The sequence below is a fragment of the Enterobacter cloacae complex sp. BZL2005 genome (assembly GCF_049238885.1).
Taxonomy (GTDB): Bacteria; Pseudomonadota; Gammaproteobacteria; order Enterobacterales; family Enterobacteriaceae; genus Enterobacter; species Enterobacter roggenkampii.
Map to the genome: position 1 here is coordinate 13,764 of NZ_JBMKGI010000005.1, position 13,508 is coordinate 27,271.

Below are 13,508 nucleotides of genomic sequence, written 5' to 3' on the forward strand. Positions count from 1 at the left end.
CTCTTTATTTCATTACGCAAGATTTTCGAAGTATGCCTCCAACGCCTCCAGCTGTTCGCTGGCATCCTCAATGGCGTTGAATGTGCGCCGAAACTGGTCATCTGGAGCGTGCTCCTGGAGATACCAGGAAACGTGTTTACGCGCAATTCGGTACCCTTTCGCCTGACCGTAGTGGTCATGCAGTTCCCGAACATGCGAACAAAGCAAGCGCTTAACCTCTGCCAGAGGCAGGGGAGCAAGCAGCTCTCCAGTGTCCAGATAATGCTGGATTTCCCGAAAGATCCAGGGTCTTCCCTGAGCGGCACGTCCTATCATCAGAGCATCAGCTCCCGTATAGTCGAGCACCGCTCTGGCTTTAAGCGGGTCAGTTATGTCGCCATTCGCGATAATCGGAATGGAAACTTTCTGCTTAACTGCCCGAATGCTGTCGTATTCAGCTTCACCGTTGAACAAACAGGCGCGCGTGCGTCCATGAATGGTCAGGGCCTGAATGCCACAGTCTTCGGCCAGTTGGGCAATCTCTACACAGTTACGGTGTTCCGGCGACCAACCCGTGCGAATCTTTAACGTAACAGGAACGTCCACTGCGCTGACAACCGCCGTCAGGATAGCTTTCACCTGGTCGGGGTATTGCAGAAGGGCTGAACCTGCAAGCTTGCGATTCACTTTTTTGGCCGGGCACCCCATATTGATATCAATAATCTGGGCACCACTTTCCACGTTGATACGCGCGGCATCTGCCATCTCTTCAGGCACGCTTCCGGCAATTTGCACGGTGCGAATACCGGGTTCATCAATGTGCACCATCCGAAGGCGGGATTTATCGCTTTCCCAAACCTGCGGGTTAGACGACATCATCTCGGATACGGTTAAACCGGCTCCCATCTCATAGCACAGCGTCCTGAACGGCCGGTCGGTAATACCTGCCATAGGGGCTGCGATCAGGCGATTTCTAAGCTGGTGGTGTCCGATGCGCATGAGTTAAGAAATGACCATACTGTGACTGCAAGGCGGCGTATATTACGCATTTTTTGCACGAGATGAAAGGCCAAACTTTGAACAATCCACTGTTGTAGATCAAGGAATCGCCGCGCAATCTTTCCGTTAAGAATTATTCACTATTTAAATCATTGTGTTAGGCAGGAATGGCTATTTTATGAGCGCTTACAATTTCCCGTAACTTCTCATCATTTCTGAATAAATGGCTTACCTGAGCGGGATAATCTGCTGTTTTTAGCAGCAGATTATCCCTCTTCTTTGCGATCTACGTCGCATTTTAGAACATGATCTTAAGCCTCAGAATGGGCGTTATTCGACCACAACGCGCCCATGCAGAGACTGTACCGGGCGGTTATTATCGTGATGCATGGTATGGGTAAATTTCTCAAGCTGTTCTGCTGAGACGGTTAACGGCTGTTTGAGCACGATCCAGGTGACCCCTTCAGAACACGGTGGCGTGGTCAGAGATCCGCTAAAGCGCCAGTAGGTTTTCACCTTCGGCAGCAGCTTGTTCAGGTTGAGATCCTTCTCAATGGAGACGTTCTGTTCAGCCTGCTGCGGCATCACGCTCCACAGCTTATCCAGCTCCGGATTCGCAGCCCCTTTATCAAACATGACGGCTACCACGGTCAGCTCACCCGCGCTGTTTTTATGTACCAGATGCATCTCCATCGCGTACTTCTTGCCGTGCACGGTGTTTTCGCTTGGTGCATGGAAGTGGAACTGCTGGAGCGTCCAGGTTTGCTTGTCCAGAGTGATGGTGTCACGGGTGTCAGCCTGTTCGCTAGCCTGAATGGTATGGCCATTATTGGTCAGCGTTACAGGACCATCAATGTAGTGTGTTTGCAGCGGGGAGAGATGGGCGTTAGCGGTCGAATCAATATTTATCGGAGACTGGTTCATCCCGCTCTGGCAGGTCTTGTAGGCCTCGTCCAGTTCACCCCAGTGTTCCGGTGAACCTTCCCCTTCATAGCCCCAGTGTGATGCGAATGCTGAAGCCGAAACCATGCTCAGCGCAAACAGCGCTGCCTTGCCTGTAATGTGTTTCATCATATTCTTCCGGTGAATTTTTTAATACAAATCAACATGATTTGTGTGGTTATTTTACCGAAGAATGGCAGAGGGAGAGAGGATTATCAGTGGGAGAGAGGCGTGGTCAGAGGACCACGCCAAATGCTTATTTTTTACGACCGGTAATACGGCACCACTCTTCTTTCTCCACCACCGGGTCGAGAGCGAAAAGATCGGCGTAGGCTTCACACACGCTGTCTGCCTGGCTTGCCAGGATACCCGAAAGTCCCAGCAGACCGCCCTCAACGGGCAGCACGCTGATTAACGGAGCCAGCTCGCGCAGTGGGCCCGCCAGAATGTTTGCAACCACCACATCGGCTTTCATGGCTTCTGGCTGTGCATCCGGCAGATACAGCTCCAGTCGATCGGAAACGCCGTTGCGCTCGGCGTTGTCGCGACTGGCCTGAATCGCCTGCGGATCGATATCGATCCCGATAGCTTTTGCCGCGCCCAGTTTCAGGGCGGCAATCGCAAGGATCCCGGATCCACAGCCGAAGTCGATCACCGTCTTACCATCCAGATCGAGACCATCCAGCCACTGCAGGCACAGGGAGGTCGTTGGATGGGTGCCGGTACCAAACGCCAGACCCGGATCGAGCATGACGTTAACCGCGTTTTCATCAGGAACCTCGCGCCAGCTTGGGCAGATCCACAGACGCTTGCCGAACTGCATCGGATGGAAGTTATCCATCCATTCGCGTTCCCAGTCTTTGTCTTCCAGCTGTTCGATTTTGTGCGCAAAGCCCGCGCCCAGCAGAGGGTGGTTTTCCAGAATCGCGACGACCTCTTTCATGTCGGTTTCAGCATCGAACAGGCCAATCACGTCGGTATCGCCCCACAGGCGGGTTTCGCCCGGCAGCGGTTCAAAGACCGGCGTGTCATGCGTGTCCTGGAAGGTGATAGAGACCGAGCCGGCCTCCATCAGCGCATCGCTCAGCTCTTCGGCGTTCGCGCCGGTTGTATTCAGTTTTAGTTGGATCCACGGCATGGCAAAACTCTTTATTTATCAGTAGAAATCATAGCGGGCTGTGGGACGGGCTGACCGAAACGGTTCCCCACCACAAACGCCAGTAAACTTAGCAGTAACGAAGGCACAATCGGATGGAAGCCCAGGTACTGAATCTTAAACGTTGCGAGGACGGCGTACAGCACGCCGCCAACAATCATCGCGCTCAGCGCACCGGCAGCATTTGCGCGTTCCCAGTAGAGCCCTAACACCAGCGGCCACAGGAATACCGCCTCAAGCCCACCAAATGCCAGCAGGTTCAGCCAGATGATCATCTCCGGCGGGCGCCATGCGGCTAACAGCAGCAACGCGCCTAGCACCAGCGTAATCACCGCTGACATATGCTTCAGGCGACGTTCATTTTCAACCTGTTCAGGGCGCAGGTTCAGATAGAGATCTTTAATGATCGTAGCGGAACTTTGCAGTAACTGAGCGTTGATGGTCGACATAATGGCGGCCATTGGCGCGGCGAGGAAAATCCCGGCGGCAAAGGGGGGCAGCACTTTGACCATCAGCGTCGGGATCACCAGATCCGGCACGGTAAGATCGGGGATTACCGCGCGCCCTAATGCCCCCGCCAGATGCATACCAAACATCAGGACAGCGACCACAATCGTCCCGATGATGATGCCCTTGTGAACGGCTTTGCTGTCTTTATAGGAGATACAGCGCACGGCGGTATGCGGCAGACCAATTACTCCGAAGCAGACTAACACCCAGAATGAGGTCATAAAGGTCGGAGAGAGGATATCATCTGCGCCCTGCGGCGAGACCAGTTTCGGGTCAATCGCTTCCAGGGTTTCCACCGCGTGAGTGAGTCCACCCGCCGCATGAACAATCCCCACCAGCAGAACGATCGTACCGATGAGCATCACCATTCCCTGCAGCGTATCGTTCAGCACGCTGGCGCGGAATCCGCCAAACGCAGTATAGAGCGCGATGCTTACCCCGAAGATGATGAGGCCTGTCTCGTAAGGGATGCCGGCCGCCGTTTCCAGCAGACGCGCACCGCCGATAAACTGTACGGTCATCGCACCGATAAACGCCACCAGCAGGCTCAAGCTCGCCAGCCACACCAGCAAGCGGCTCTGGTAACGGGCAAAGAGCATATCGTTGAGCGTCACGGCATTGTAACGGCGCGCCAGAATGGCAAATTTTTTACCCAGTATGCCCAGCGAGAGCCAGACGGCAGGCAGTTGGATCATCGCCAGCAAAACCCAGCCTAACCCGTATTTGTAGGCCGCACCGGGGCCGCCAATAAACGAGCTGGCGCTGATATAGGTCGCGGTCAGCGTCATTGCCAGCACAACGCCGCCCATCGAACGGCTGCCGAGGAAATACTCGTTCAGAAAGGCACCGGTCGTTCTTTTGCGCATGGCGTAAATGGACAATCCAAATACGACCAGCAGGTAAGCGACAAGCGGCAGAATGACTTCAAGCTGCATCATCGTCCTCCAGCGGAATATCCCGGTAGATAAATTTCACCATTGCCCAGCACAGCAGGATAAACACCAGCGGAACCAGCAGGCAGGCCAATTCGAACCAGTGCGGCAGGCCGGTGATGCCAATAGCAGAGTCTGGTAAGTAAGCGGTTACTAACCATGCAGCAAGATAGAGAAGGGTCAGCCACAGCGCCCAGCGCGCTTCTTTATGGGCCTGAACAAAACGTTTGTCCATTTTTTGTCCCTTGTGGATGAAGAAAGCGGGGATTGTACATGATGAGGCTTTCCAGGCCCCAGAAATAAAAAAGGCCGGATAATCCGGCCTTTTCACAACACAGGTCTCTTACTTCTCGTTCAGACCGAGTTTTTTCTCCAGATAGTGGATGTTGGTTCCACCATTCTGGAAGTGCTCGTCGCTCATGATGCGCATCTGCAGATCAACGTTGGTTTTGATTCCGTCGATGATCAGTTCCTGCAGGGCGTTCTTCATGCGGGCAATCGCCACGTCACGGTTTTCGCCGTAGCAGATGAGCTTGCCGATCATTGAGTCATAGTACGGCGGTACGGTGTAACCGGCGTAGATATGAGACTCCCAGCGCACGCCAAAGCCACCCGGCGCGTGGAAACGCGTGATTTTACCCGGGCTTGGCAGGAAGGTGTTCGGGTCTTCGGCGTTGATACGGCATTCTACCGCATGGCCTTTCACCACCACTTCTTCCTGCTTGATGGACAGCGGCTGACCGGCTGCGATACGCAGCTGCTCTTTAATCAGGTCAACCCCGGTGATCATTTCGGTAACCGGATGTTCAACCTGAATACGGGTGTTCATCTCAATGAAGTAGAACTCGCCGTTTTCGAACAGGAACTCAAAGGTACCCGCTCCACGATAGCCGATATCGACACACGCTTTAGCGCAACGCTCGCCGATGTAGCGACGCAGTTCCGGAGTAATGCCCGGCGCTGGTGCTTCTTCGACCACTTTCTGGTGACGACGCTGCATGGAGCAGTCACGTTCTGCCAGATAGATTGCGTTACCCTGACCGTCAGCCAGCACCTGAATTTCGATGTGGCGTGGGTTTTCCAGGTATTTTTCCATGTACACCATGTCATTGCTGAAAGCGGCTTTCGCTTCTGCTTTGGTCATGGAGATGGACTGTGCCAGTTCAGCATCGCTGCGCACAACGCGCATACCGCGACCGCCGCCGCCGCCGGACGCCTTGATGATAACCGGGTAGCCAATGCGTTTAGCATGAGCACGGTTAGCATCCATGTCGTCGGTCAGAGGGCCGTCAGAGCCTGGTACGGTTGGTACACCGGCTTTTTTCATCGCGGTGATCGCAGACACTTTGTCGCCCATCAGGCGGATGGTGTCGGCTTTCGGGCCGATGAAGATAAAGCCAGAGCGTTCAACCTGCTCAGCAAAGTTGGCGTTCTCAGAGAGGAAGCCGTAACCCGGATGAATTGCCACCGCGCCGGTGATTTCAGCGGCGCTGATGATAGCCGGGATGTTCAGATAGCTTTTTACGGACGGAGCCGGGCCAATACAGACCGTCTCATCCGCCAGCAATACGTGTTTTAAATCGCGATCCGCGCTTGAGTGCACAGCGACAGTCTTGATGCCCAGTTCTTTACAGGCACGAAGAATACGCAGTGCGATCTCGCCGCGGTTGGCGATAACAATTTTATCCAGCATGTACGCCTCGTTACTCGATGACGACCAGCGGCTCGTCAAATTCAACCGGCTGACCACTTTCGACCAGAATCGCTTTCACAGTACCTGATTTGTCTGCTTCGATCTGGTTCATCATTTTCATCGCTTCAACGATGCACAGGGTATCGCCTACGTTGACTTTCTGACCCACTTCGATGAACGCCTTCGCGTCCGGGCTCGGGGTGCGGTAGAAAGTACCAACCATTGGGGAACGTACGATGTGACCACTGATTTCTGCTGCAGCGGCAGGTGCGGCTTCAGCTGCTGCTGGTGCAACGGCTGCGGAGAGCGCAGGCTGCTGCACTGGCGCAGCGTAAGCTTGCTGCATTACCGGGAAGCTAGCGGCTGAGGCTGCACGGCTGATGCGTACAGACTCTTCGCCTTCAGAAATTTCCAGTTCGGAGATGCCTGATTCTTCAACCAGCTCGATCAGTTTTTTAATCTTACGAATATCCATGAGTGGGTTCCGTACTCTTGTTTAGTGTGATTGTGACAAGCGTTTTACCGCTGTCTGTAAAGCGTATGAATAGCCGTCTGCGCCCAGTCCACAGATAACGCCAGCAGCGATATCCGACAGATACGAGTGGTGACGGAACGGCTCTCGGGCGTGCACGTTACTCAGGTGGATCTCGATAAACGGGATACTCACCGCAAGCAGTGCGTCGCGGATAGCAACACTGGTGTGCGTAAACGCGGCCGGATTGATCAGGATATAGTCCACATTGTCTTTAGCCTGATGAATACGGTCGATGATTGCGTACTCCGCGTTTGACTGAAAATGATCCAAATCCACATTCAGCGACGCTGCTTCCGTGCTCAAACGGTTAACAATTTCGCTTAATGTCAGCGTGCCGTACTTCTCCGGCTCACGGGTGCCGAGCATGTTCAGGTTCGGTCCGTTCAAAACTAAGATCTGGAACTTATCAGTCATTATGCCGCTATCTCCTGCGATTTTCGGGTAAAAAACAAAATATACCGTCGAAGCGCAAATGTCACCTTTTCAGAGGCCAAAAACCACTGTCAGGCGAACCAAGGTCGCACATTATAACGATTTCGTAGCATTTGGCAGCTAAATACTGGTCTTATCAGGGAAGATTATCAACCGCAATCCAAAAAAGATTTGCGGTTGAGAGGCAATCTGCGGGAAAACGCACAGTTTCGCGAACTATCGCAACCACTGGCGGAACTTCTTGTAACGCCATGCTAAAAGCGCCACGGCCGCCAGCGCGTAAAGGACCGGCTGCGGAGAGAGGATCTTCACCGACCACAGATAATGAATGGGTGCGAGGATCGCGACAAGATAGACGAAGTTATGCAGCAACTGCCAGCGACGGCCCAACTTTCGCTGCGCATATTGCGTGGATGTCAGCGCTAACGCCAGTAAAATCACCCAGCTCACAATACCCAGCGTCAGATAAGGGCGCGTCACCAGTTCGCGGCCAAGCAGTGTCAGATTGTTAATTCCCAGTTCCAGCAGGGCATAGCTGGTCAGATGCAGCGTGGCCCAGGCAAAACACCATAGCCCCAAAAGCCGACGGGTGCGTATCAATAGTGGCTGTTTAGCGTAGCGCGCCAGCGGCGAGACGAGCAAGGTGGCCAGTAAAAATTTCAGAGCCATCCGACCGGTAAAATGCTGGATATCCTTGGCCGGATCGGCGCTAAAAAGCCCCTGGCTGGCGGCCCAGAACAGCCAGAGAAAGGGGAGTATTCCGGCTAAATGCAGCAGCACTTTCAGCCAGGTAATCTGTTTTGCCGTTAAACGCACTCAGAAGTTCTCCCGTAAATTGAGGCCACGGTACAGCGAGGCCACTTCATCCGCATAACCGTTAAACAGCAGCGTTGGCTGGCGCTTCACGTCCAGCGCGCCGCCGGAACCGATAAAACGCTCGGTCGCCTGCGACCAGCGCGGATGATCCACGTGCGGATTCACGTTGGCGAAGAAACCGTATTCGTCCGGAGCCGCCAGATTCCAGGTGGTTGGCGGACGCTCGCGGGTGAGCTTAATGCTGACGATAGACTTAATTCCTTTGAAACCGTATTTCCACGGCACGGTCAAACGGATGGGCGCGCCGTTCTGCGGCGGAAGCGCCTTGCCGTAAACGCCGACGGTCAGCAGCGTAAGAGGGTGCATGGCTTCGTCAAGGCGTAACCCTTCAACGTAGGGATACTCCAGCCCGCCGCCAATGAACCGGTCTTTCTGGCCCGGCATCTCGTCCGGCGCATACCGCGTCTGGAAAGCGACATATTTTGCGTTGCTGGTGGGCTCCACCATCGCCAGCAATTTATGCAGCGGGAAGCCGATCCAGGGCACCACCATCGACCAGGCTTCCACGCAGCGCATGCGGTAGATACGCTCTTCGAGCGGGAAACGGGTGGTCAGATCGTGGTGGTCCAGCGTCAGGGGTTTTGCCACTTCGCCGTCGATTTTCAGCGTCCACGGATCGGTTTTGAGACTACCGGCGTTGGCCGCAGGATCGGCCTTGTCGAGGCCAAATTCGTAGAAGTTGTTATAGCCCGTCACTTTTTCTTCCGGCGTAAGCGTCAGTTTGTTCTGCCATTGGGCGGGTTTCGTAAAGGTGAGCGGGGCGCCGGAAGGGGCCTTCGGCCGATCGTTGCCTTTAAACCAGTCGAGCAGGTCAGCGTGAGCCGAAGGCGAGAGCGAGAGCGCGGTGGCGCTGATGCCAAGCATTTTCAGGATCTGGCGGCGCTGTAACATAAAGACAGACTCAGACGTTACGTCGGCTTCCGTCAGTTTTCGGTTTTTCATGGCATCCTCCGTCATGCGTTTTCCTAAGCATGACGGAGGAGAGTGATTCGCGCGAATATGTCACGAAAATTTGAAGATTAGGCGATTTTCACCAGCGCGCGACCGTGGAACTGGTTATCCATGATCTTACTGGCATAGTCCGGTGCCTGGCTGAGCGTAATCTCCGTGGCGCTCTCGGTGTAGAAAGATTCCGGCAAATCGCGCACCAGACGTTCCCATGCCTCAGTACGACGAGCCGCAGGTGTCATCACGGAATCCACGCCCTGCAGGCGGACGTTACGCAGAATGAATGGCATCACGGTGGTTGGCAGGGCAAATCCGCCCGCCAGCCCACAGGCGGCCACGCAGCCGCCGTAGTTCATCTGCGCCAGGACTTTTGCCAGCACTTTATCACCGACGGTATCCACCGCGCCCGCCCAGACCTGTTTTTCCAGTGGACGGGTTTCGGCGAATTCGTCACGGCTGAGAATGCGGTTTGCACCGAGCTGGCGCAGGTAATCGTGGGTACTTTCCCGACCGGAAACCGCCGCAACCTGATAGCCCAGCTTGTGCAGTAGCGTCACTGCCGTGCTGCCCACGCCCCCGCTGGCACCGGTGACGACAACTTCCCCCGATTCAGGGCGGATGCCTGCGTCTTCCAGCGCCATCACGCACAGCATCGCGGTAAAGCCTGCCGTGCCGACGATCATCGCCTTGCGGCCATCCATACCTTTCGGCATCGGCACCAGCCAGTCGCCCTTCACGCGCGCCTGCGTGGCCAGCCCGCCCCAGTGATTTTCACCTACGCCCCAGCCGGTGAGCAGGACCTGCTGGCCCGGATGGAAGCGCGGATCCTCGCTGGTATGAACCCGGCCAGCGAAATCAATTCCCGGCACCATAGGGAAATTTCGGATGATTTTACCCTTACCGGTAATCGCCAGCGCATCTTTATAATTTAAACTGGACCAGTCGATGTCGACGGTTACTTCGCCTTCCGGCAGACGACTCTCTTCTACCGCCTGCACTGAGGCAAGCGTTTTGCCGTCCTGCTGTTCTAAGATCAAAGCCTGCATACGGGGTCCTCTCGACTCATATGATTGGAAAATAATTTCTGAAGACTATACTCGCTCAGGGAAACGCAGTGCCGATTTAACGCAATAAATTGCCAGATACACCCGATTTGGTAGTATGCCGCATTTGACATGCAAGTTAGCGCTTACTCGCTACCCCATCAACCCACGGAGTAATCTCAAGGATGCGATTAACGACGAAGTTCTCAGCTTTTATCACCTTGCTGACGGGGCTTACCATTTTTGTCACCCTTCTGGGCTGCTCTCTGAGCTTTTACAACGCCATTCAGGACAAACTGGTTAACCGGGTACAGTCTGTTGCGTCGGTGATTGATACGCGTCTGCTGACGACGCCGCTGCCGGCACTCTCCAGGGAGCTCGATGAGTTGATGGTACCTGTTGATATTGTTCAGATCGACATTCAGCAGGGAAAGCATCGTGTGTTAAGCCACGAACGCCCGGGAAGCTATCGGCCTGCGGGCGTGGTGAGCCAGTATCGGGAAGTGACCGTACATTCCCTTAAAAATCCGGGGATGACCATACACATGGTCTATCTCGATCCGATGGCCAGCTATTTCCGTTCCATGATGACCACTGCGCCGCTCACCGTCGCGGTGGCGTTTATCGTCCTGCTGATCTTTCTCGCGGTCCGCTGGCTGCGCCGCCAGCTCTCCGGCCAGGAGCTGCTGGAGATGCGCTCCGTGCGGATCCTTAACGGTGAACGCGGCCCGCAGGTCCGTGGTTCAGTCCACGAATGGCCGTCACGCGCCAGCAGCGCGCTGGATACGCTGCTCTCGGAAATCCAGTTTGCCAGCGACCAGCGCAGCCGTATGGATACGCTGATCCGCTCCTATGCCGCGCAGGATAATAAAACCGGCCTCAACAACCGCCTTTTCTTTGATAATCAGCTCGCCACGCTGCTCGACGATTCGGAAAAAGTGGGGACGCACGGGGTGGTGATGATGGTTCGCCTGCCTGATTTCGATCTCCTGCGCGACACCTGGGGACAGCGGGCCGCGGAAGAAAATCTCTTTACGCTGATCAACCTGCTCTCCACCTTTATTATGCGCTACCCGGGCGCGCTGCTGGCCCGCTACCACCGCAGCGACTTTGCCGTGTTGCTGCCGCATCGGACGCTGAAGGAGTCGGAAAGCATCGCCAGCCAGCTGCTGAAGGCGGTTGATGCGCTGCCGCAGAGCAAAATGCTCGACAGGGACGATATGGTCCACATGGGGATCTGCGCCTGGCGTGGCGGACAATCGACAGAACAGGTGATGGAGCATGCGGAAGCGGCCACCCGCAACGCCGTGCTGCAGGGCGCGAACGGATGGGCGGTCTATGATGATTCGCTGCCGGAAAAAGGGCGCGGTAACGTGCGCTGGCGTACGTTGATTGAGCAAATGCTAAGTCGCGGCGGACCGCGTATTTATCAAAAACCCGCGGTCATGAAAAACGGCAACGTTCATCACCGTGAACTGATGTGTCGTATTTTTGACGGTACGGAAGAGGTTATTTCTGCGGAATATCTGCCAATGGTGCTGCAATTTGGGCTGTCCGAAGAGTATGACCGTCAGCAAATTAGCCGCTTGATTCCGTTTTTATCATTCTGGCCTGAAGAGAGCCTGGCGTTACAGGTCACCGTGGAGTCATTAATACGCCCGCGTTTTCAGCGCTGGCTGCGTGATACATTAATGCAATGCGAAAAATCGCAACGCAAACGCATTATTTTTGAACTTGCTGAGGCGGATGTAGGTCAACACATCAGCCGGTTACGTCCGGTGGTTCGTTTGATCAACGCGCTCGGCGCGCGCGTCGCGGTGACGCAGGCAGGTTTGACGCTGGTCAGCACCAACTGGATCAAGGAGCTGGATGTGGAGCTATTAAAGCTACATCCGGGGCTGGTAAGGAATATTGAAAAGCGCACGGAAAACCAGCTGCTGGTACAGAGCCTGGTTGAGGCGTGCAAAGGAACGCGAACACAGGTGTTTGCCGCGGGCGTACGCGCCAGAGGCGAATGGCAAATGTTAACAGAGCGCGGTGTAATGGGTGGTCAGGGGGATTTTTTTGCTGCCTCTCAGCCGCTTGACACCAATGTGAAAAAATATTTGCAAAGATACTCGGTTTGACCTGCCGTTTACGCTGTTTTCACGTAGAATATCGCGCCTGTAGCTTTGAGTATGTCGAGCAAAAAGCCAGTGAACGACCTTTAACGGGTTACAAAGGTCAGTAAGGAGTGCTGCTGTTTACTCAGCCCTGAGGGAGTCAGGGGATGATTTTGTAACATCAGGAAACGTACTGCACAAATTTTCACCGTTGCAGATGATTTTTGCGCCTTGTCGCTGCTGCGTGTGGTTGGTAAAGTAAGCGGATTTTGTTTTCCGCCCCAGCTTTCAGGATTATCCCTTAGTATGTTGAAAAAATTTCGTGGCATGTTTTCCAATGACCTGTCCATTGACCTGGGTACTGCGAATACCCTTATTTATGTAAAAGGACAAGGCATCGTATTGAATGAGCCTTCCGTTGTGGCCATTCGTCAGGATCGTGCAGGCTCGCCGAAAAGCGTAGCCGCAGTGGGTCATGACGCGAAGCAGATGCTGGGTCGTACCCCTGGCAACATCGCCGCTATTCGCCCAATGAAAGACGGCGTTATCGCTGACTTCTTCGTGACTGAAAAAATGCTTCAGCACTTCATCAAGCAGGTTCACAGCAACAGCTTCATGCGTCCAAGCCCGCGTGTTCTGGTGTGTGTGCCGGTTGGCGCAACCCAGGTAGAGCGTCGCGCAATCCGTGAATCTGCTCAGGGTGCAGGTGCGCGTGAAGTGTTCCTGATTGAAGAGCCAATGGCGGCGGCAATCGGTGCAGGTCTGCCTGTGTCTGAAGCGACCGGTTCCATGGTGGTGGATATCGGTGGTGGTACCACTGAAGTGGCCGTTATCTCTCTGAACGGCGTGGTGTACTCCTCTTCCGTACGTATCGGTGGTGACCGCTTCGACGAAGCCATCATTAATTATGTGCGCCGTAACTACGGCTCTCTGATCGGTGAAGCCACCGCAGAGCGCATCAAACACGAAATCGGCTCTGCATATCCGGGCGATGAAGTGCGCGAGATCGAAGTACGTGGCCGCAACCTGGCTGAAGGTGTTCCACGCGGTTTCACCCTGAACTCCAACGAAATTCTGGAAGCACTGCAGGAGCCACTGACGGGTATCGTGAGTGCGGTAATGGTCGCGCTGGAACAGTGCCCACCAGAGCTGGCGTCCGATATCTCCGAGCGCGGTATGGTTCTGACCGGTGGTGGTGCGCTGCTGCGTAACCTCGACCGCCTGTTAATGGAAGAGACAGGTATTCCTGTCGTAGTTGCAGAAGATCCACTGACTTGCGTCGCCCGTGGTGGTGGCAAGGCGCTGGAAATGATCGACATGCACGGCGGCGATTTGTTCAGCGAAGAGTAGTCGAGTTTGAG

General features: G+C 54.8%; 14 protein-coding genes. 2 read left to right on the plus strand and 12 right to left on the minus strand.

The genetic code is table 11. The features are described 5' to 3' along the window. Positions 1 to 12 precede the first annotated feature (12 nt). The 11 genes from dusB to ACOTXI_RS11170 form a co-directional block, all read right to left on the minus strand. On the minus strand, positions 13 to 978 hold the full coding sequence (gene dusB, locus ACOTXI_RS11120; RefSeq protein WP_008502861.1) for a tRNA dihydrouridine synthase DusB: 966 nt from the start codon (positions 976 to 978) through the stop codon (positions 13 to 15). 330 nt (positions 979 to 1,308) lie between these two features. Continuing rightward, positions 1,309 to 2,049 (minus strand): carbonic anhydrase, encoded by a 741-nt coding sequence (locus ACOTXI_RS11125; RefSeq protein ID WP_021242291.1) that lies wholly within the window; start codon positions 2,047 to 2,049, stop codon positions 1,309 to 1,311. A gap of 127 nt (positions 2,050 to 2,176) precedes the next feature. Further along, positions 2,177 to 3,058: a 50S ribosomal protein L11 methyltransferase gene (prmA, locus tag ACOTXI_RS11130; RefSeq protein ID WP_008502859.1), complete on the minus strand. Its 882-nt coding sequence runs from the start codon at positions 3,056 to 3,058 to the stop codon at positions 2,177 to 2,179. 11 nt (positions 3,059 to 3,069) lie between these two features. After that, on the minus strand, positions 3,070 to 4,521 hold the full coding sequence (gene panF / locus ACOTXI_RS11135) for a sodium/pantothenate symporter (RefSeq protein WP_008502858.1): 1,452 nt from the start codon (positions 4,519 to 4,521) through the stop codon (positions 3,070 to 3,072). Further along, the gene (locus tag ACOTXI_RS11140) at positions 4,511 to 4,753 is read right to left on the minus strand and encodes a YhdT family protein (RefSeq protein WP_021242290.1); all 243 of its coding nucleotides are present in this window, start codon (positions 4,751 to 4,753) and stop codon (positions 4,511 to 4,513) included. The genes panF and ACOTXI_RS11140 overlap by 11 nt, the downstream gene beginning before the upstream one ends. Before the next feature lie 108 nt (positions 4,754 to 4,861). Next, positions 4,862 to 6,211 carry an acetyl-CoA carboxylase biotin carboxylase subunit gene (gene accC, locus ACOTXI_RS11145; protein ID WP_003860388.1) on the minus strand — a complete coding sequence of 450 codons (1,350 nt, stop codon included), beginning with the start codon at positions 6,209 to 6,211 and terminating at the stop codon, positions 4,862 to 4,864. Positions 6,212 to 6,221: 10 nt separating this feature from the next. Then, the gene (gene accB / locus ACOTXI_RS11150) at positions 6,222 to 6,686 is read right to left on the minus strand and encodes an acetyl-CoA carboxylase biotin carboxyl carrier protein (RefSeq protein ID WP_058655005.1); all 465 of its coding nucleotides are present in this window, start codon (positions 6,684 to 6,686) and stop codon (positions 6,222 to 6,224) included. Between the two features lie 21 nt (positions 6,687 to 6,707). Beyond that, a complete protein-coding gene (gene aroQ / locus ACOTXI_RS11155; RefSeq protein ID WP_008502855.1) occupies positions 6,708 to 7,160 on the minus strand; it encodes a type II 3-dehydroquinate dehydratase in 453 nt (150 codons plus the stop codon). Between the two features lie 234 nt (positions 7,161 to 7,394). Beyond that, positions 7,395 to 7,994 (minus strand): protein-methionine-sulfoxide reductase heme-binding subunit MsrQ, encoded by a 600-nt coding sequence (gene msrQ, locus ACOTXI_RS11160; protein ID WP_008502854.1) that lies wholly within the window; start codon positions 7,992 to 7,994, stop codon positions 7,395 to 7,397. Continuing rightward, the gene (msrP, locus tag ACOTXI_RS11165; RefSeq protein WP_058655006.1) at positions 7,995 to 8,996 is read right to left on the minus strand and encodes a protein-methionine-sulfoxide reductase catalytic subunit MsrP; all 1,002 of its coding nucleotides are present in this window, start codon (positions 8,994 to 8,996) and stop codon (positions 7,995 to 7,997) included. A 77-nt stretch (positions 8,997 to 9,073) separates the two neighbouring features. Continuing rightward, positions 9,074 to 10,048, minus strand: a complete 975-nt coding sequence (locus tag ACOTXI_RS11170; RefSeq protein ID WP_008502852.1) for an MDR family oxidoreductase — start codon at positions 10,046 to 10,048, stop codon at positions 9,074 to 9,076. A 182-nt stretch (positions 10,049 to 10,230) separates the two neighbouring features. Here ACOTXI_RS11170 and csrD point away from each other — a divergent pair, with 182 nt between their 5' ends. Next, a complete protein-coding gene (gene csrD / locus ACOTXI_RS11175) occupies positions 10,231 to 12,171 on the plus strand; it encodes an RNase E specificity factor CsrD (RefSeq protein WP_008502851.1) in 1,941 nt (646 codons plus the stop codon). Positions 12,172 to 12,251: 80 nt separating this feature from the next. Here the strand turns inward: csrD and ACOTXI_RS11180 are convergent, their stop codons facing one another. Then, positions 12,252 to 12,485 (minus strand): hypothetical protein, encoded by a 234-nt coding sequence (locus tag ACOTXI_RS11180; RefSeq protein ID WP_162230876.1) that lies wholly within the window; start codon positions 12,483 to 12,485, stop codon positions 12,252 to 12,254. Here ACOTXI_RS11180 and mreB point away from each other — a divergent pair. Continuing rightward, positions 12,454 to 13,497, plus strand: coding sequence for a rod shape-determining protein MreB (mreB, locus tag ACOTXI_RS11185; protein ID WP_000913396.1), 1,044 nt, complete (start codon positions 12,454 to 12,456; stop codon positions 13,495 to 13,497). The two genes, ACOTXI_RS11180 and mreB, sit on opposite strands and share 32 nt — an antisense overlap. Positions 13,498 to 13,508 lie beyond the last annotated feature (11 nt).

Coding starts and splice junctions, on each gene's coding strand:
- dusB (WP_008502861.1), bottom strand. CDS start 978: ATGCGCATCGGACACCACCAGCTTAGAAATCGCCTGATCGCAGCCCCT.
- csrD (WP_008502851.1), top strand. CDS start 10,231: ATGCGATTAACGACGAAGTTCTCAGCTTTTATCACCTTGCTGACGGGG.
- ACOTXI_RS11170 (WP_008502852.1), bottom strand. CDS start 10,048: ATGCAGGCTTTGATCTTAGAACAGCAGGACGGCAAAACGCTTGCCTCA.
- accB (WP_058655005.1), bottom strand. CDS start 6,686: ATGGATATTCGTAAGATTAAAAAACTGATCGAGCTGGTTGAAGAATCA.
- mreB (WP_000913396.1), top strand. CDS start 12,454: ATGTTGAAAAAATTTCGTGGCATGTTTTCCAATGACCTGTCCATTGAC.
- ACOTXI_RS11140 (WP_021242290.1), bottom strand. CDS start 4,753: ATGGACAAACGTTTTGTTCAGGCCCATAAAGAAGCGCGCTGGGCGCTG.
- ACOTXI_RS11125 (WP_021242291.1), bottom strand. CDS start 2,049: ATGAAACACATTACAGGCAAGGCAGCGCTGTTTGCGCTGAGCATGGTT.
- prmA (WP_008502859.1), bottom strand. CDS start 3,058: ATGCCGTGGATCCAACTAAAACTGAATACAACCGGCGCGAACGCCGAA.
- panF (WP_008502858.1), bottom strand. CDS start 4,521: ATGCAGCTTGAAGTCATTCTGCCGCTTGTCGCTTACCTGCTGGTCGTA.
- aroQ (WP_008502855.1), bottom strand. CDS start 7,160: ATGACTGATAAGTTCCAGATCTTAGTTTTGAACGGACCGAACCTGAAC.
- msrP (WP_058655006.1), bottom strand. CDS start 8,996: ATGAAAAACCGAAAACTGACGGAAGCCGACGTAACGTCTGAGTCTGTC.
- accC (WP_003860388.1), bottom strand. CDS start 6,211: ATGCTGGATAAAATTGTTATCGCCAACCGCGGCGAGATCGCACTGCGT.